The following is a 15,836-nucleotide window of genomic DNA, read 5'->3' on the forward strand; positions in this document are numbered from 1 at the left end:
GGTCACTGCTCCTGGGGAAGGGGAGGGAGGGTCGGGGGGAACTGGGCGGTGTCTGTGGTGTGGAGCGCGAGGGAACGGTCCGGCTGGAGGCGTACGACCAAGTGGCGCTGCCAGGGGGCGTCCTCGCGGTCCGGGTGGTCCTCGCGCCAGTGGCAGCCGCGGGTCTCCTCGCGGCGCTGTGCGGCGGCAACCAGGACGCGGGCCACGCACAGGAGGTTCGTCGCCTCCCATGCCTCGACGCCGGGGACGGCGGGCTTGTGGTCGTCGGGGGTCTTCTCGGCCGTGTCGGCGGAGTCCCTGATCGCCTCGAGCCGGTCGGCTGCTTCGGCGAGGCCGGCCGAGGAGCGGATCACTCCGGCGCCCCTCGTCATGATCCGCTGGATCGTGATGCGGGACTCGGGGGCGAGGAGGGGAAGGGTGGTGCCTTCGGGCATCACCGGTTCGGTGCACTCGCGGGTGCTGGCCTTGATGTCCTCCGCGATCCGTTCCGCGAAGACCAGGCCCTCCAGGAGGGAGTTGGAGGCCAGGCGGTTGGCGCCGTGGACTCCTGTGCACGCGACCTCGCCGCAGGCGTAGAGGCCGGGGACCGTGGTGCGGCCGCGCAGGTCGGTGCGTACGCCGCCCGATGCGTGGTGGGCCGCCGGGGAGATGGGGATCGGCTCCGTGATCGGGTCGATGCCGTGGGCGCGGCAGGCGGCGAGGATCGTGGGGAAGCGGGTCTCCCACATCTCGGCGCCGAAGTGGCGGGCGTCCAGGTACATGTGCTCGGTGCCGTGGAGCTGCATCTGGCGGGTGATGGCCTTGGCGACGATGTCGCGGGGGGCCAGTTCGGCCAGCTCGTGCTGACCGACCATGAAGCGGGTGCCGGTCGCGTCCACGAGGTGTCCGCCCTCGCCCCGTACCGCCTCGGAGACCAGGGGCTGCTGGCCCTCGGCGCCGGATCCCACGAAGAGGACCGTGGGGTGGAACTGGACGAATTCCAGGTCGGAGACCTCGGCCCCGGCCCGCAGGGCGAGGGCCACGCCGTCCCCTGTGGCGACGGAGGGGTTGGTCGTCGCGGAGAAGACCTGGCCCATGCCGCCGGTGGCGAGGACGACGGCCGGGGCACGGACCGCGCCGACTCCGTCGTGCTGGCCCTCGCCCATGACGTGCAGGGTGACGCCCGCCGTACGGCCTTCCGCGTCCGTCAACAGGTCCAGGACCAGGGCGTTTTCGATCGTACGGACGGCTGCCGCCTGGACCGCTTCGACCAGCGCGCGGGAGATCTCGGCGCCGGTGGCGTCGCCGCCCGCGTGGGCGATGCGGCGGCGGTGGTGGCCGCCTTCGCGGGTGAGCTGGATGTCGCCGTCGGGCGAGGTGTCGAAGTGGGCGCCGGTGGCGATCAGGCGTCGTACCGCGTCGGGGCCCTCGGTGACCAGGGCGCGCACCGCGTTCTCGTCGCAGAGTCCGGCCCCCGCGACCAGCGTGTCGTCCAGGTGCTGCTCGGGGGTGTCGCCCTCGCCGAGTGCGGCCGCGATGCCGCCCTGGGCCCAGCGTGTGGAACCGTCGTCCAGGCGGGCCTTGGTGACGACGACGGTGCGCAGACCGGCCGCCGTGCAGCGCAGGGCCGCGGTGAGGCCTGCCACACCCGAGCCGACGACCACGACGTCCGCGTCGACGGTCCAGCCGGGGGCCGGGGCGTGCAGGCGTATGCCCGTTGCGGCTCCGGTTCCTGTTCCTGTTGCGGACACGGTCATTGAGGGCCCCCGAAGGTGAGCGGGATGTTGTCGATGAGGCGGGTGGTGCCGACCTTGGCGGCCACCGCGAGGATCGCCTCGCCGGTGTGGCCGTCGGTGACCTCGGTGAAGTCGGAGGGGTCGATCAGCGCCAGATAGTCAGGGGTGAGCGCGGCCTCGGCCAGGACCTGGCGGGCGGCGGCGCGCACGACCGCGGGGGCCGGGAGTTCCGCGGCCCGAGCGACGGCGTGGACGTCCGCCGCGGCACGGGCCTCGCCCAGCGCGGAGAGCGCGGCGGCCCTGGCGCCCGTGGCCGGGACCAGCTCCGCCCTTGCGGCCAGGGCTTGTTGGGCGGCGAGGCGGTCGCGGGCGGCGAAGAGCGAGCGGGACAGCGCGAGTGCCGTGCGGCGGTCGTCGGCGGAGAGGAAGCGGTTACGGGAGGAGAGGGCGAGGCCGTCCTCCTCGCGGACCGTGGGGACGCCGACGATCTCCACGGGGAAGTTCAGGTCGCGCGCCATGCGCCGGATCAGGGCCAGTTGCTGGGCGTCCTTCTGGCCGAAGAGGGCCAGGTCGGGCGCGGTGAGATGGAGGAGCTTGGCGACGACGGTGAGCATCCCGTCGAAGTGGCCGGGGCGCGAAGCGCCTTCGTACCGCTCGCCCATGGGACCGGCGGAGATCCGGACCTGGGGCTCGCCGCCCGGATACACCTCGTCGGCCGCGGGGGCGAAGACGGCGTCCGCGCCTGCCTGTCGGGCGAGCTCGATATCGGCGTCCAGGGTGCGGGGGTAGCGGTCGAGGTCCTCGCCCTTGCCGAATTGGAGGGGGTTGACGAAGACCGATACGACGACCTGGTCGGCCGATGCGCGGGCGGTGCGGATCAGGGTGGCGTGGCCCTCGTGGAGCGCGCCCATGGTCATGACGACGGCTCGGCGGCCGCCGGTACGCGGGAGGGCCCTGAGGTCCGCCGCGGTGTGGACGAGCGCCGTGCTTCTCGTCGTCGGCGCCGTCATCGGGCCTCTCCGTCCGCCAGTACGCCGAGAAGGTCCTCGGCCAGTTCCGGCTTGAGCAGGCCGTGGGCGAGGGCCCGGTCGGCGGTCGTACGGGCCATGGCGAGGTAGCCGGAGACGGCCGCCGGGGCGTGCTTGCGCAGCTCCGCGACATGGGCGGCGACCGTGCCTGCGTCCCCGCGGGCGACCGGGCCCGTGAGGGCCGCGTCGCCCGAGCGCAGGGCGTTGTCCAGGGCGGCTCCGAGGAGCGGGCCGAGCATCCGGTCGGGGGCCTCGACGCCTGCGGTGCGCAGCAGCTCCATGGACTGGGCGACCAGGGTGACCAGGTGGTTCGCGCCCAGGGCGAGGGCCGCGTGGTAGAGCGGGCGGGACTCCTCGGCGATCCACTCGGGCTCGCCGCCCATCTCGATGACCAGGGCCTCGGCGGCGAGGCGCAGCTCCTCGGGGGCGGTCACCCCGAAGGAGCAGCCCGCGAGGCGCTGTACGTCCACGGAGCTGCCGGTGAAGGTCATCGCGGGGTGCAGCGCCAGGGGCAGGGCGCCGGCGCGCAGGGCGGGGTCCAGGACCTTCGTTCCGTACCGCCCCGAGGTGTGCACGAGGAGCTGGCCGGGGCGGATGGCGCCGGTCTCGGCCAGGCCTTCGACGAGCGCGGGCAGCGCGTCGTCGGGGACGGTGAGCAGGACCAGGTCGGCGGCCTGGAGGACCTGCGCGGGGGTGACCAGCGGGACGTCGGGGAGGAGCGCCGCCGCCCTGCGTACGGACGCCTCGGAGACGCCGGAGACCGCCACCGGGCGATGCCCTGCGAGCTGCAGCGATGCGGCGAGTGCGGGTCCCACTCGGCCTGCTCCGACGACGCCCACGGTGAGGCGGGCGGGGCGGGTGTCTGGGGGTGTGTTCATGGGACGGGGGCCTTCCGTTCCAGTCCGCGGGGGGTACCGGACGATTCATCGCCATGCTACGCCAGCGTTTCGGGGGACCTCCTGGGCTGTCCACAGGCTGTGGGTGATGATCTGACTTATGACCGAGAAGAGCGAGCAGGACGAGCGGCAGCGCAGGAACGCGGCCTACCGGCAGGCCCGGCGGGCGCTGTCCCGGCACTCCGCGGTGAGCACGGTCGGCGAGGCGCTGGCCGCCCTGGCCGCCGGTGCGGGCGAGGTCTTCGACCTCGACAGCGGGGTCGACATCTACGGCGACGGAGTGGTGGCGGAGCTGGAGCAGCGGGTCGCCGCACTGCTCGGCTTCCCGGACGCCGCCTTCTTCCCCACGGGGACGATGGCGCAGCAGGTCGCGCTGCGGTGCTGGGCAGCGCGGACCGGGAACGCGACGGTCGCGCTGCATCCGATGGCCCACCCCGAGGTGCACGAGCGGGGTGCCCTCGGGGCGGTGAGCGGGCTGCGGACCGTGTATCCGACCGATGCGCCGCGGCTGCCGACGGCGGACGAGGTGCGGGACTTCGACGAGCCCTTCGGGACTCTCATGCTCGAACTCCCGCTGCGTGACGCCGGGTTCGTACTGCCCTCGTGGGAGGAGCTGGTCGCGGTCGTGCAGGCGGGCCGCGAGCGCGACGCGGTGGTGCACTTCGACGGGGCGCGGCTCTGGGAGTGCACGGCCCACTTCGGGCAGCCCCTGCGAGAGATCGCGGGGCTCGCGGACAGCGTCTATGTCTCCTTCTACAAGTCGCTGGGCGGCCTCTCGGGGGCGGTGCTCGCCGGGGACGCCTCGCTGGTCGCGGAGGCGCGGACGTGGCGGCACCGGTACGGGGGACAGATCTTCCAGCAGTACCCGGCGGCGCTGGGTGCGCTGATCGGGCTCGAACGGGAGCTGCCCCGGCTGGAGTCGTACGTGGCGCACGCGAAGGTGGTGGCCGAGGCGCTCGGGGAAGGGCTGCGGGAAGGGGTGCGGGGCGGTGCGCTGCCGTGGTTCCGGATCAATCCGGAGGTGCCGCACACCCACCAGTTCCAGGTGTGGCTGCCGTACGGGGCGGACGTGCTGGGCGAGGCGTCCGTGCGGCTGGCCGAGGAGACCGGGGTCGTGCTCTTCTCCCGGTGGAATGACGCGCCGGGTGGGCCGCCCGGGGTGTCGTGCACCGAGGTGACGGTGGCTGCGTCCGGGCTGGAGTGGACTGCGGATGATGTGCGGGTCGCGGTGGCGGGGTTCTTGCAGCGGGTGGGGTGAGCGGGTGGGTGCGGTGCGGGTCGTGGTCAGCCTGACCTGGTTCACCTGGTCAGGCGGGCCAGCGCCCTGCGGAAGCGGCCCAGGGGGCGATCGCCCGCGAGGAGCGCCGTGAACTCGCGGCGGTCGGCGAACTCCCGGACGGCCTGCCAGTCGTGGCGGCCCGGCAGGGGCGGCGCCGGCTCGCCCCGCTGGGAGGCGCGGTAGGCGTCGAGCATGTGCTGCTGGATGGCGTTCATGACGTCACCGTGCGCCGGGAAACGAGGAGTTGGCGCGTGGATTGACTGGGCGCGTCAATTGGCGGCGGCGTTGTCAGTGGGGGCAGGCACCATGGAGGACATGAGCGTCTGCATCGACATCACCGGGCTGCCCCACGAGCGGATCACCTTCGGTCCCTCACCCCTCGCAGAGCTCGGCGCCGCGCTGCACGCGCTGTCCGAGCCCGCCCATCACGCCCGGCTGCACGGCTGGATCACCACGACGAACGCGGGGCTCAAGCCCGAGCTCGCCGACCGGCTGAGCGAGGCCGACTTCCTGTGGCGCTCGACGCGTTCCGACATCCTGCTGCCCGCCCGGCCCCGGGCCACGCTCGCCGAGGAGCTCGACGATCTCGACCTGATGGATGAGGAGAGGTTCGTCGCCGCGGCGCTGGAAATATCGTGCGCCAGCCTCTACAGCGAAGGGGCTCCCTCGCCGCTGGTCGACGCCAGGATGCGGGAGCGCGCGCTCGATCTTGCTGCTGCGCGCGGACCGCGCCAGGCCGCGTTCGTCCGGCGGATGCTCGCCGATCCGCCTGCCGTACGGGCCTGGATCCGGCGACTCCTGGAGGACTGCGAGGAGGCCTTCTTCGCCGACACCTGGGCGCGGGTGCGGGTCCAGTTGGCCGCCGATGCCCGGCACAAGACCGAACTGCTGCGCCGCAAGGGCCTCGCGGACGCCATTGCCGCGGTTTCCCCCGCGATCACGCTGGAGGAGGACGAGAACGGCGTACGCGTGGTGGTCGACAAGCTCAGCCATGGGCGGACCTCCGCCGCGGGCACCGGGCTGACCTTCCTGCCGACCGCCTTCGGCTGGCCGCACCTCTTCGCGCTGCACGCGCCAGGATGGCAGCCCGTTGTGCAGTACCCCGTCCACACCCCGGACCTCGGCGCCGGGGCGGCGCCCGTCGAGATGGTCAAGCTGCGCCTGGAGGCGGTGGCCCATCCGATGCGGATGCGGCTGTGCCGGAGCCTGGCCCGGGGGTCGTATACGACGAGCGAGCTGGCCGATGCGTACGGGATCACCGCGCCCGAGGTCTCGCGCCATCTCGCCGTGATGAAGAAGGCGGGGCTCCTGCTGACGCAGCGGCGCGGACGCTACGTCCTCCATCAGCTGGATGTGGCCGTCGTGGCACGGCTGGGAAGCGACTTCCTGGAAGGGGTGCTGCGTTAGGGGGCGTCCTCAGTCCGCCACGCGGAGCAGGAGCTTGCCGGTGGTCGTGCGCGTCTCGATCAGGCGGTGGGCCTCGGCCGCGTCCGCCAGGGGCAGTTCCGCGGTGATCGGGAGCTCCGCCCTGCCCTCGGCCACCAGCGCGAAAGCCCGGTGGGAGAGGTCGCGGAGCACGCCGGGGGCCGTGCCCGCGAGCGTGAGGATCGAGAAGGACGTCACCGAGCGGGCGCCGGGGTCGAGTTCCGCGCGGCCGAACTGCCACGGAGCCTCGTCGCTGGAATTGCCGAAGTTGACGATCCGGCCGAAGGGCGCGAGGGAGTCCAGGCTGCGGCGCAGTGCCTCGCCGCCGTCCGCGTCGAGGATCAGGTCGGCGCCCCTTCCCGAGGTGGCCCGGGCGAGCTGGTCCGCCCAGTCCTCGCCGACGAAGACCTGGTCGTAGCCGTACTTGAGCGCGTACTCCGCCTTTTCGGGGCGCGATACGACGCCGTACACCGCTCCCGCGCCCGCGAGCTTCGCCAGCTGGCCGACGACCGTGCCGACACCGCCCGCCGCGCCCTGGACCAGGACGGTCTCGCCGGCGCGCAGCCTGCCCACCTCGTGGACGAGGGCGTGGGCGGTGGGCAGGACCGTGGGGAGCGTGGCCGCCGTACGGAGCGGGAGGCCCGCGGGGACCGGGAAGACGGTGGTGGCGGAGGCGACCACGGTCTCGGCGTAACCGCCGCCTGCGGTGAGCGCGGCGACCTCCTGGCCGACGGTCAGGCCTTCGACGCCCGCGCCGAGCGCACGGACATGTCCCGCGACCTCCAGGCCGGGGAGGAAGGGGAGGTCCGGGACGCGGTAGCCGGTGGCGCGGGCCTTGAGGTCGGCGAAGTTCACTCCGGCGTAGGCGACGTCGATCGCGACCTGGCCGGGGCCGGGCTCGGGGATCCGGATCTCGACCTCGCGCAGGACCTCGGGGCCGCCGAATTCGTTCAGCTGGATCGCACGCATGGGAATCCCCTCGGAGTAAAGTGTTCGACGAAAGACGAACACTCGAAGTGTATGACCGCGATCGAACACCTGGCAAGGAGGGACCCGCCCCATGAGCCACCGCGCCGCGCCGGAACACACCCACCCCGATGAAGTCCCCCTGCTCACAGCACTGTCCGCGCTCGCCGATCCCGTACGGATACGGATCCTCAGGGAGCTGGCGGATTCCGAGCAGTGGACGCGCACCTGCGGTTCCTTCGACGTCGAGGTGCGCAAGGCAGCACTGAGCCACCACTTCGCGGTGCTGCGCGGAGCGGGCGTCGTGGAGCAGAAGGACGAAGGGGCGCGGCGGTTCAACCGGCTGCGCCGCGAGGAGTTCGGGGCGCGCTTCCCCGGGCTTCTGGAACTGGTGCTGCGCGAGGACTGAGCGCGGCCGATGCCGTCCCCGTCAGTGCGCGCCGGAGCCGCCCGCCCTGACCAGCCCGGTCTCGTACGCGAGGACGACCACCTGGACCCGGTCCCGCAGGTTCAGCTTGGTGAGGATGCGCCCCACATGCGTCTTGACGGTGGCCTCCGAGAGGACCAGGCGCGCCGCGATCTCGCCGTTCGAGAGGCCCTGCGCGACCAGCAGCATGACCTCCCTCTCGCGCTCGGTCAGCCGCTCGATCTCCTTGTGCTTCGGCTCGCCGCCGACGCTCGGCAGCATCGGCGAGAACCGGTCGAGCAGCCGGCGGGTCGTGGACGGGGCGACCACCGCGTCGCCGCTGTGGACCGAGCGGATCGCCGCCAGGAGCTCGCCCGGCGGGACGTCCTTGAGCATGAAGCCGCTGGCGCCCGCCTTCAGCCCCGAGAAGGCGTACTCGTCGAGGTCGAAGGTGGTCAGGATCAGCACCTTCGGAGCGTCGGGCTCGGCGCAGATCCTGCGGGTCGCCTCGACGCCGTCCAGCTTCGGCATCCGTACGTCCATCAGCACCACGTCGACCGCCGTCGACCGCAGCTCTTCGATCGCCTCCGCGCCGTCGCCCGCCTCGGCGACGACGTCCATGTCGGGCTGGGCGGCCAGCACCATACGGAAGCCGGTGCGCAGAAGTACCTGGTCATCGACGAGCATGACGCGGATTGACATGGTGGGGATGCCTCTCTGGTGGGCCGCTAGTGGGCGGGCTTGAGCGGGAGCAGTGCACTGATCCGGAAGCCGCCACCGGGCCGCGGCCCCGCGTCCAGCGTGCCGCCGACCATCCCGATGCGCTCCCGCATACCGATCAGTCCGTGGCCGGCCCCGTCGGCACCGCCGTCCTCGTACAGCTCGTGCGCGGCACCCCGGCCGTCGTCCTCGACGAGCAGGCCGAGCCCGTCGTCGAAGTAGACCAGCCGCACGCTCGCGCCCGCGTCCGGGCCGCCGTGCTTGCGGGTGTTGGTGAGGGCTTCCTGGACGATGCGGTACGCGGTGAGCTCGACGCCGCTGGGCAGGGCGCGCGGGGTCCCCTCGATCCGGAAGTCGACGGTCAGGCCCGCGGTGCGCACCTGCTCGACGAGGTCCTCGATCTGCTGGACATCGGGCTGCGGTACGTACTCCCCGGCCTCCTGGTGCTCGCCCGTACGCAGCACGCCGAGCAGCCTGCGCATCTCGGCGAGCGCCTGACGGCCGGTGGAGGAGATCGTCTCCAGAGCCTGTTTGGCCTGGTCGGGCGAGGCGTCCAGGACATAGGCGGCGCCGTCCGCCTGGACCACCATCACCGAGACGTTGTGCGCGACGACGTCGTGCAGCTCGCGGGCGATCCGGGCGCGCTCGGCGGCGACCGCGACCTTGGACTGCGCCTCGCGCTCCCTCTCCAGGCGTGCCGCGCGGTCCTCGAGCTGGGCGAAGTAGGCGCGGCGGGTGCGCATGGAGTCGCCCAGCACCCAGGCGAGGACGAAGGGGACCGTCATGATCACGGTGATGGCGACGTACTGGAAGACCCCGTTGGAGCCGTTGTCCGGCCACCGGACCTGCGAGAGCGGGGCGGCGCAGAGCCCTCCCACGATCGCGGTGCGCGAGGCCCAGCGCTTCCCCTCGGCCGCCACGGTGTAGATGATCACCAGCATCGCGAAGTCGGTCCCGGTGGGCCGTACGCCGAAAGCGAGCTGGGCCAGGCCCATCGCGATGGTGAGCAGCAGCATCTTCTCGGGGGCGCGGCGGCGCAGTGCGACGACGACGGCCAGGCCCAGGAAGATCGGCACCGAGGCGACGCGCTCCACGCGGCTCAGGTCGTGCAGCATCGCCGCGTACTGCATGCCGGAGAGACCGAAGAGGAAGACGGCCCAGAAGCTGTCGACCCACGTCGGGTGTCTGCGGATGAAGTCGTAGAGACGCTGCACGTAACCCAGCGTAGGGATGGAGAACCGGTTCAAGGGTCAACCGGAGGACCGATCCGGTGAGCTCCGGCGTACTCCCCAAGGTGGAGACTTGGTGGCGTGACTGATGAGTGGCGCGGGTGGCGGGAGGCGGCAGAGGCCGCTCTGTACGGGACGAACGGCTTCTATCTGCGGGCCGAGGGACCGGCCGGGCACTTCCGCACCTCGGTGCACGCCTCCCCCCTGTTCGCCTCGGCGGTGGCCCGCCTCGTGACGGAGCTGGAGCTCGACGATCCGGCGGTCGTCGACATGGGGGCGGGACGCGGCGAGCTGTTGACGGGCGTGCTCGCGGCGCTGCCCGAGGGTTTCCCGGTACGGGCGTACGCCGTCGAGCGCGCCCCCCGCCCGGACGGCCTCGACCCGCGTATCGCCTGGTGCTCCGAGCCGCCCACAGGCGTGCGCGGGCTCCTCTTCGCCAACGAGTGGCTGGACAACGTCCCCACCGACGTCGCGGAGGCGGACGGCGAAGGGGTGGTGCGCTACGTACAGGTGCGGGCGGACGGCGAGGAGCGCCTGGGCGATCCCGTGACGGGCCCGGACGCCGCGTGGCTGGCCCGCTGGTGGCCGCTCGCAGGGCCCGGGGAGCGCGCCGAGATCGGGCGCCCCCGCGACGAGGCGTGGGCGGCCGCGGTCGCCACGCTCCAGGAGGGGCTCGCGGTCGCCGTCGACTACGCGCACGCCTGGGGCGCCCGCCCGCCCTTCGGCACGCTCACCGGTTTCCGCGCGGGCCGCGAGGTCCGTCCCGTACCGGACGGGACGTGCGACATCACGGCCCACGTGGCCCTCGACGCGTGCGCGCCGGCGGGCTCGGAGCTGATCTCGCAGCGCGAGGCGCTGCACCGGCTCGGGGTGAGCGGCGAGCGGCCCCCGCTGTCGCTGGCGTCGAGCGACCCGGCCGCGTACGTGAAGGGACTGGCGGCTGCGGGCGAGGCCGCGGAGCTCACCGCGCGGGGCGGGCTCGGCGACTTCGGCTGGCTGCTGCAGCGGGTGCGGCCCGTCTGAGGGGCTCTGAGAGACTGTCGCCCATGACGGAGACGACGGTAGGCATCGGTGGTGCGGCGGAGACCACCGACATGGTGCTCAACATCGGCCCCCAGCACCCCTCGACCCATGGTGTGCTGCGCCTTCGCCTGGTCCTCGACGGGGAGCGCATCCAGCAGGCGGAGCCGGTCATCGGCTATATGCACCGCGGCGCGGAGAAGCTCTTCGAGGCGCGCGACTACCGCCAGATCGTCATGCTCGCCAACCGGCACGACTGGCTCTCGGCCTTCTCCAACGAGCTCGGCGTGGTCATGGCCGTCGAGCGGATGCTCGGCATGGAGGTCCCGGAGCGCGCGGTGTGGACACGCACGCTCCTCGCCGAACTGAACCGGGTGCTCAACCACTTGATGTTCCTGGGGTCGTATCCGCTCGAACTGGGCGGAATCACCCCGGTGTTCCACGCCTTCCGTGAGCGCGAAGAGCTCCAGAACGTGATGGAGGAGGTCTCCGGCGGGCGCATGCACTACATGTTCAACCGCGTCGGCGGCCTGAAGGAGGACCTCCCGCTGGGCTGGCTCGGGCGGGCGCGCGACGCCGTCGCTTCCGTACGGTCGCGGATGGACGTCTACGACAATCTGGTCCTCGGGAACGAGATCTTCCGCGGCCGCACGCGCGGCGTCGGCGTCCTGTCCGCCGAGGCCGTCCACGCGTACGGGGTGAGCGGCCCCATCGCGCGCGGCTCCGGTGTCGACTTCGATCTGCGCCGCGACGAGCCGTACCTCGCGTACGGCGAACTCCAGGACACCCTCAAGGTCGTCACCCGCACCGAGGGCGACTGCCTGGCCCGCTTCGAGGTGCTCCTGGAGCAGACCCACAACGCCCTGGACCTGGCGGACGCCTGCCTGGACCGGATGGCGACCCTGGCGCCCGGGCCGATCAACCAGCGGCTGCCGAAGGTGCTCAAGGCGCCCGAGGGACACACCTACGCGTGGACCGAGAACCCGCTCGGGATCAACGGCTACTACCTGGTGTCCAAGGGCGAGAAGACGCCCTACCGCCTCAAGCTGCGCTCGGCTTCGTACAACAACATCCAGGCGCTCGCCGAGCTGCTGCCGGGGACGCTGGTCGCCGACATGGTGGCGATCCTGGGGTCGCTCTTCTTCGTCGTCGGCGACATCGACAAGTAGGGCTTTCCCCCACTGGGGCGCGCTGTTACGCGCTGCCGAGGACCTTCTGCGGCGTGACGCGGATGACGGTCCGCACGTCCTCCGCCGGCAGGTCCAGATACTCCTGACCCGCGCCCTCGCCCTCGTACTTCTCCGCGAGCAGGACGGCGAGCGCCCGGCCCTCGTCCTCGGTGACCGCCGCGGTCCCGCGCACCTCGGCGTAGCACTCGTGGTCCGCCGGGTCGATCACGGTCACCGAGACCCGGGGATCGCGCTGGATGTTCCTGACCTTGCGGCGGCCCGCCTGCGAGGAGATGACGAGGTCGTCGCCCTCGCGGCCGATCCAGACCGGGGACGACTGCGGGGAGCCGTCCGGATTGAGCGTGACGAGCACGGCCAGCTGCGCGCCGTCGAGGAATTTCCGTACGGAATCGCCCAGTTCGATGCCTGCCGTGCTCAAGAGATCGCGCTCCTCAGCTGCGCCACATCGATCTGCTCGGTCTCGTCGTGCGCGGTCAGGTCGATGACCTGGCCGACACCCCGGCTGTCCGCCACCTTTTCGTTGCGTACGGCTTCGAGCGCCTCGGCGCCCACCACGTCCGCCAGGTCCTCCTTCTCCAGGTCCGCGGCGGCCTTCGGCGCGGTCACCTGGTTGCCGAAGAAGTCGAAGGTGCCCAGCGGGCGCACGGCCCTGTTCTGTACCGAGGCGTACGGAACGACCGCCGTGGCCGGGACGTTGCGGGGCACGGGAAGGGCGGACGTCGGGCGGGAGTGGTCACTCCCGGCGGCCGCCGAGGGCTTCCCCTTGTGCTCCTCCGCCTCCTCGGACCGGGGCTCGGCCCCGGCCTCGGTCCGCGTCTGCGCGCAGACCAGGTTCTCCAGGGCGCGGGCGGCCCTGGCGTAGGCCGCCGGGGTCGGAGTCGATGAGGCCGCGGGCAGGGCCCGTACCGGAGCGGCGGCTTCGATCGCGAGGAGGCGGCGGCTCTCCAGGGCACCGGCCCGCTCGGTCTCGGCGGTGGCGTAACGGCGCAGCAGCGCGGCGTGCTCATTGCGCAGACCGGCGAGCTCGACGCGCTTGGCGCGGAGCCTGCCGTCCATACGGGCACGCAGCTCGCGCGACTCCTCGAGGTCGGCCTCGAGCTCGGCTATCCGCTCTTCGGTCTTCCACTCGTCGGCGGCGCGCGCCCGCGTCAGCTCGGCGACGCGGCGGCCCGCGGTGCGGTCCCAGCCGCGCATGAGCACGGCGCCGGAGACGGCCGCCGCGGCGGCAGCGGCGACCAGGCCGCGGAGCACCACAGGTTCCGCGAACAGCCAGGCGCCGGCGGCGCAGAGGATCGACGCACCGGCAACGGCCGAGGGCTGAAGAATCCGGTGCAGGGGTGGGGAATGGCGGTGTCGTCCACGTGGCATGGCCCGAAATTTACCGTGCGGACCGGCCGAATGGATGACCGCCCGGCCATTTGTTCCCTTGCGGTTACCTCCATTCCCCACAATCTCCTACTTGATCAAGCCCTTCGACTTCAGATACTCCTTCGCGACGTCCGCCGGCTTGGCCCGCTCGGCGTCCACCTTGCGGTTCAGCGCGACCAGATCGTCGGTCGTCAGCGCCTGGGTGAGCTTGGCCAGAGCGTCGGCCACCTCGCTCGCGCCCGCGTCCTTCGCATTGACCACCGGCAGGACGTTGTCCGCGTTCTGCAGCTTCTTGTCGTCCTCCAGCAGTACGAGGCCGAAGGTGTCCAGCGTCGCGTCGGTCGTCGTGGTCAGGACCAGCTGGTCCTTGCCGTCCTTGACCGCCTGCTTGGCCTGCGGGGTGCCGACGCCCTTGGGGTCGATGCCGGTCACATCGATGCCGTACTTCGACTTCAGACCCGGCGCGCAGAACGGCCGGATGGTGCATTCGTCACCCGCGGCGATCTTGACCTTGACCTTCGAGGCGCCGAGATCGGAAAGCGTCTTCAGCTTGTTCTTGTCCGCGAACTCCTTGGTGACCGCGAAGGCGTTCTGGTCGACGGCCGCGCCCGCGGGCAGCACCTTGAGACCGCGCGGCCCGGCCAGCTTGGTCAGGGCCGCGACGGTGGCGGCGACATCGCCGGAGGCGACCGGGGTCTTCTCCGCCGCCTTGGCGCCGTTCACCTTGGCGTTGAGGAATTCGGCGAGGGTCGCCGCGTATTCCGGGACGACGTCGATCTCGCCCTTCTCCAGGGAGGGCTCGTACAGCTCGCGGTTCTTCACCGTTGTGACGCTGGTCTGGTATCCGGCGTTGCCGAGCACCTGGGAGTACAGCTCGGCGAGCACCTGGGACTCGGTGAAGCCGGCCGCCCCGACGACGAGCGAGCCCTTCTTGCCGGAGCCCGAGTCGCTCGCGGAGGAGCCGCCCTTCTTGTCCTTCTCCAGGCTGTCGCCGCCGCAGGCGGCCAGCGAGCCCGCCAGCGCCACCACGCCGAGTACCGCACCCGCTATGCGCGAGGTCCTGCTCATGAGCTCCACCGTCCAAGTAAGGAGTGATTACGCGGTCTTGCGCCGCGGGTCGAGCAGCCGGTCGGCCGCCACCAGCAGACCCTCGACGATGAGGGCGAGCGCGGCGACGAGCAGTGCGCCCGCCACCACCTGCGGGGTGTTGTACGTGTTGAAGCCGGCCGTGATGATGCGGCCGAGCCCGCCGCTGCCCACCATGGCGGCCAGCGTCGCCGTGGCGATCACCTGAACCGCCGCGGACCGCAGCCCGGTCATGATCAGCGGGTAGGCGAGGGGCAGTTCGACCCGGAGGAACAACTGCCATCCGGACATCCCCATCCCCCGTGCGGCCTCCACCACCGCCTTGTCCACCTCGCGCATCCCCGTGTACACGTTGGTGAGCAGCGGCGGTACGGCGAAGAGCACCAGCGCGATGACGGTCGGCACCTGTTCGTCCGAGCGCAGCGGGGTGAGCATCAGCAGCGCCAGTACGGCGAAGGTGGGTATCGCCCGCCCCACATTGGAGATGTTGACGGCGAGCGCACCGCCCCTGCCCAGGTGCCCCAGATACAGGGCGACGGGCAGCGCGATGAGGCATGCGAGCGCGAAGGAGATCCCGCTGACCTCCATGTGCTCGGCCAGCCGGTGCCAGACACCGGTGTCCCCGGACCAGTTGGCGCCGGTGGTCAGCCAGTCCCAGGACTCCCCGATCACGCCCATGACTCACTCCCGGGCCTGCTCGTGCCGGCCGTGCGGCTCCCACGGGTCGTACGTATTCGGGTCCATGGCGTCAGCAGCCGCTGCACCACGAGCAGCAGCAGGTCCGCCACGACCGCGAGCAGCACGCACAGCACCGAGGCCGTCAGCACCTGCGCCTTGAACAGCGTGTCCACGCCCTCCCCGATGAGATTGCCCAGGCCGCCCTTGTCCACGATCGACCCGATCGTCGTCAGCGCCACCGTGGACACGGTCGCTATGCGTACCCCGGCCAGCAAAGCGGGCAGGGCGAGCGGCAGTTCGACCTCCCAGAGCAGCCGTGCCGGGCCGTATCCCATCCCGCGCGCCGCTTCCTTGGCGTCCTCGGGGACCGCTTCCAGGCCGGCCAGGATGTTCCGTACGAGAATCGTCAGCGAATAGAGCACAAGTCCGGTGATCACCAGCCCGGCGGAAAGCCCGAACACCGGCAGCAGCAGCGCGAACATCGCCAGTGAGGGCACGGTGTAAAGGATCGTCGTCATCCCGAGGATCGTCCCGGCGAACCCACGCCCCCGCCGCGCGAGCAGAGCCAGCGGGAAAGCGACGGCCAACCCGATCGCGACCGAGATCGCGGTGATCCACACATGCTGGACCGTCGCGTCGATCAACTCCTGCTGGCGGGTGCGGAGATATTCCCCGCAGATCCAGTCATTGGTCACCAGACAGTTGGAACCGCTCACCCGCACCACCTCCCCCGAACTAATGTCTGGCCGACCCTATCCCTGAGCACTGACAATCAACGAGGGCCGTCTCACGGCAGCAACATGGCCTTCACAATCGGCCCGGCACAATGG

Annotated in this window: 17 protein-coding genes; 5 read left to right on the forward strand and 12 right to left on the reverse strand. The window is 71.7% G+C overall.

What is annotated here, in order from left to right:
- Positions 1-2: 2 nt before the first annotated feature.
- Genes AB0H78_RS00200 through AB0H78_RS00210 form a run of 3 tightly spaced genes read right to left on the reverse strand, consistent with a single transcriptional unit; the run spans position 3 to position 3,621 of the window.
- Positions 3-1,736, reverse strand: a complete 1,734-nt coding sequence (locus AB0H78_RS00200) for an L-aspartate oxidase (protein ID WP_363231899.1) — start codon at positions 1,734-1,736, stop codon at positions 3-5.
- Positions 1,733-2,725 carry a pantoate--beta-alanine ligase gene (gene panC, locus AB0H78_RS00205; protein WP_363231900.1) on the reverse strand — a complete coding sequence of 331 codons (993 nt, stop codon included), beginning with the start codon at positions 2,723-2,725 and terminating at the stop codon, positions 1,733-1,735. The genes AB0H78_RS00200 and panC overlap by 4 nt, the downstream gene beginning before the upstream one ends.
- Entirely contained in the window at positions 2,722-3,621 is a 900-nt protein-coding gene (locus tag AB0H78_RS00210; RefSeq protein WP_363231901.1) for a DUF2520 domain-containing protein, read from the reverse strand. The genes panC and AB0H78_RS00210 overlap by 4 nt, the downstream gene beginning before the upstream one ends.
- Positions 3,622-3,739: 118 nt before the next feature.
- Here AB0H78_RS00210 and AB0H78_RS00215 point away from each other — a divergent pair, with 118 nt between their 5' ends.
- Positions 3,740-4,897, forward strand: a complete 1,158-nt coding sequence (locus AB0H78_RS00215; protein WP_363231902.1) for a beta-eliminating lyase-related protein — start codon at positions 3,740-3,742, stop codon at positions 4,895-4,897.
- A gap of 41 nt (positions 4,898-4,938) precedes the next feature.
- On the opposite strand, the gene AB0H78_RS00220 is transcribed toward AB0H78_RS00215, so the two are convergent.
- Positions 4,939-5,133 carry a hypothetical protein gene (locus tag AB0H78_RS00220; RefSeq protein WP_363231903.1) on the reverse strand — a complete coding sequence of 65 codons (195 nt, stop codon included), beginning with the start codon at positions 5,131-5,133 and terminating at the stop codon, positions 4,939-4,941.
- A 100-nt stretch (positions 5,134-5,233) separates the two neighbouring features.
- On the opposite strand from AB0H78_RS00220, the gene AB0H78_RS00225 reads away from it, so the two are divergent.
- On the forward strand, positions 5,234-6,325 hold the full coding sequence (locus AB0H78_RS00225; RefSeq protein WP_363231904.1) for a DUF5937 family protein: 1,092 nt from the start codon (positions 5,234-5,236) through the stop codon (positions 6,323-6,325).
- A 9-nt stretch (positions 6,326-6,334) separates the two neighbouring features.
- Here AB0H78_RS00225 and AB0H78_RS00230 read toward each other — a convergent pair whose 3' ends face one another.
- Positions 6,335-7,312, reverse strand: coding sequence for a zinc-binding dehydrogenase (locus AB0H78_RS00230; RefSeq protein WP_363231905.1), 978 nt, complete (start codon positions 7,310-7,312; stop codon positions 6,335-6,337).
- Between the two features lie 91 nt (positions 7,313-7,403).
- On the opposite strand from AB0H78_RS00230, the gene AB0H78_RS00235 reads away from it, so the two are divergent.
- Positions 7,404-7,718: a helix-turn-helix domain-containing protein gene (locus AB0H78_RS00235; protein WP_363231906.1), complete on the forward strand. Its 315-nt coding sequence runs from the start codon at positions 7,404-7,406 to the stop codon at positions 7,716-7,718.
- Positions 7,719-7,739: 21 nt separating this feature from the next.
- Here the strand turns inward: AB0H78_RS00235 and AB0H78_RS00240 are convergent, their stop codons facing one another.
- Positions 7,740-8,417 (reverse strand): response regulator transcription factor, encoded by a 678-nt coding sequence (locus AB0H78_RS00240; RefSeq protein ID WP_363231907.1) that lies wholly within the window; start codon positions 8,415-8,417, stop codon positions 7,740-7,742.
- 26 nt (positions 8,418-8,443) lie between these two features.
- Positions 8,444-9,649, reverse strand: coding sequence for a sensor histidine kinase (locus AB0H78_RS00245; protein ID WP_363231908.1), 1,206 nt, complete (start codon positions 9,647-9,649; stop codon positions 8,444-8,446).
- A gap of 96 nt (positions 9,650-9,745) precedes the next feature.
- Between AB0H78_RS00245 and AB0H78_RS00250 the strand changes: the two genes are divergently transcribed.
- Both AB0H78_RS00250 and AB0H78_RS00255 read left to right on the forward strand, forming a co-directional pair.
- Positions 9,746-10,687 (forward strand): SAM-dependent methyltransferase, encoded by a 942-nt coding sequence (locus AB0H78_RS00250; RefSeq protein ID WP_363231909.1) that lies wholly within the window; start codon positions 9,746-9,748, stop codon positions 10,685-10,687.
- A gap of 23 nt (positions 10,688-10,710) precedes the next feature.
- Positions 10,711-11,853 (forward strand): NADH-quinone oxidoreductase subunit D, encoded by a 1,143-nt coding sequence (locus tag AB0H78_RS00255; protein WP_363231910.1) that lies wholly within the window; start codon positions 10,711-10,713, stop codon positions 11,851-11,853.
- A gap of 25 nt (positions 11,854-11,878) precedes the next feature.
- Here the strand turns inward: AB0H78_RS00255 and AB0H78_RS00260 are convergent, their stop codons facing one another.
- From AB0H78_RS00260 to AB0H78_RS00280, 5 genes are all read right to left on the reverse strand, one after another.
- A complete protein-coding gene (locus tag AB0H78_RS00260; RefSeq protein WP_363231911.1) occupies positions 11,879-12,292 on the reverse strand; it encodes a PPOX class F420-dependent oxidoreductase in 414 nt (137 codons plus the stop codon).
- On the reverse strand, positions 12,289-13,242 hold the full coding sequence (locus tag AB0H78_RS00265) for a hypothetical protein (protein WP_363231912.1): 954 nt from the start codon (positions 13,240-13,242) through the stop codon (positions 12,289-12,291). The genes AB0H78_RS00260 and AB0H78_RS00265 overlap by 4 nt, the downstream gene beginning before the upstream one ends.
- A gap of 87 nt (positions 13,243-13,329) precedes the next feature.
- A complete protein-coding gene (locus tag AB0H78_RS00270; RefSeq protein WP_363231913.1) occupies positions 13,330-14,310 on the reverse strand; it encodes an ABC transporter substrate-binding protein in 981 nt (326 codons plus the stop codon).
- Positions 14,311-14,337: 27 nt separating this feature from the next.
- Positions 14,338-15,006, reverse strand: coding sequence for an ABC transporter permease (locus AB0H78_RS00275; protein ID WP_363231914.1), 669 nt, complete (start codon positions 15,004-15,006; stop codon positions 14,338-14,340).
- Complete coding sequence (locus AB0H78_RS00280; RefSeq protein WP_363231915.1) at positions 14,997-15,722, reverse strand: ABC transporter permease; 726 nt, start codon at positions 15,720-15,722, stop codon at positions 14,997-14,999. The genes AB0H78_RS00275 and AB0H78_RS00280 overlap by 10 nt, the downstream gene beginning before the upstream one ends.
- Positions 15,723-15,836 lie beyond the last annotated feature (114 nt).

Origin of the sequence: Streptomyces sp. NPDC050738, assembly GCF_040654175.1 — a bacterium.
Classification (GTDB): Bacteria; Actinomycetota; Actinomycetes; order Streptomycetales; family Streptomycetaceae; genus Streptomyces.

Excerpts from the sequence above, each read along its gene's own strand:
- AB0H78_RS00210 (WP_363231901.1), bottom strand. The coding sequence starts at position 3,621 with ATGAACACACCCCCAGACACCCGCCCCGCCCGCCTCACCGTGGGCGTC.
- AB0H78_RS00225 (WP_363231904.1), top strand. The coding sequence starts at position 5,234 with ATGAGCGTCTGCATCGACATCACCGGGCTGCCCCACGAGCGGATCACC.
- panC (WP_363231900.1), bottom strand. The coding sequence starts at position 2,725 with ATGACGGCGCCGACGACGAGAAGCACGGCGCTCGTCCACACCGCGGCG.
- AB0H78_RS00275 (WP_363231914.1), bottom strand. The coding sequence starts at position 15,006 with ATGGGCGTGATCGGGGAGTCCTGGGACTGGCTGACCACCGGCGCCAAC.
- AB0H78_RS00200 (WP_363231899.1), bottom strand. The coding sequence starts at position 1,736 with ATGACCGTGTCCGCAACAGGAACAGGAACCGGAGCCGCAACGGGCATA.
- AB0H78_RS00230 (WP_363231905.1), bottom strand. The coding sequence starts at position 7,312 with ATGCGTGCGATCCAGCTGAACGAATTCGGCGGCCCCGAGGTCCTGCGC.
- AB0H78_RS00220 (WP_363231903.1), bottom strand. The coding sequence starts at position 5,133 with ATGAACGCCATCCAGCAGCACATGCTCGACGCCTACCGCGCCTCCCAG.
- AB0H78_RS00235 (WP_363231906.1), top strand. The coding sequence starts at position 7,404 with ATGAGCCACCGCGCCGCGCCGGAACACACCCACCCCGATGAAGTCCCC.
- AB0H78_RS00265 (WP_363231912.1), bottom strand. The coding sequence starts at position 13,242 with ATGCCACGTGGACGACACCGCCATTCCCCACCCCTGCACCGGATTCTT.
- AB0H78_RS00270 (WP_363231913.1), bottom strand. The coding sequence starts at position 14,310 with ATGAGCAGGACCTCGCGCATAGCGGGTGCGGTACTCGGCGTGGTGGCG.
- AB0H78_RS00240 (WP_363231907.1), bottom strand. The coding sequence starts at position 8,417 with ATGTCAATCCGCGTCATGCTCGTCGATGACCAGGTACTTCTGCGCACC.
- AB0H78_RS00255 (WP_363231910.1), top strand. The coding sequence starts at position 10,711 with ATGACGGAGACGACGGTAGGCATCGGTGGTGCGGCGGAGACCACCGAC.
- AB0H78_RS00215 (WP_363231902.1), top strand. The coding sequence starts at position 3,740 with ATGACCGAGAAGAGCGAGCAGGACGAGCGGCAGCGCAGGAACGCGGCC.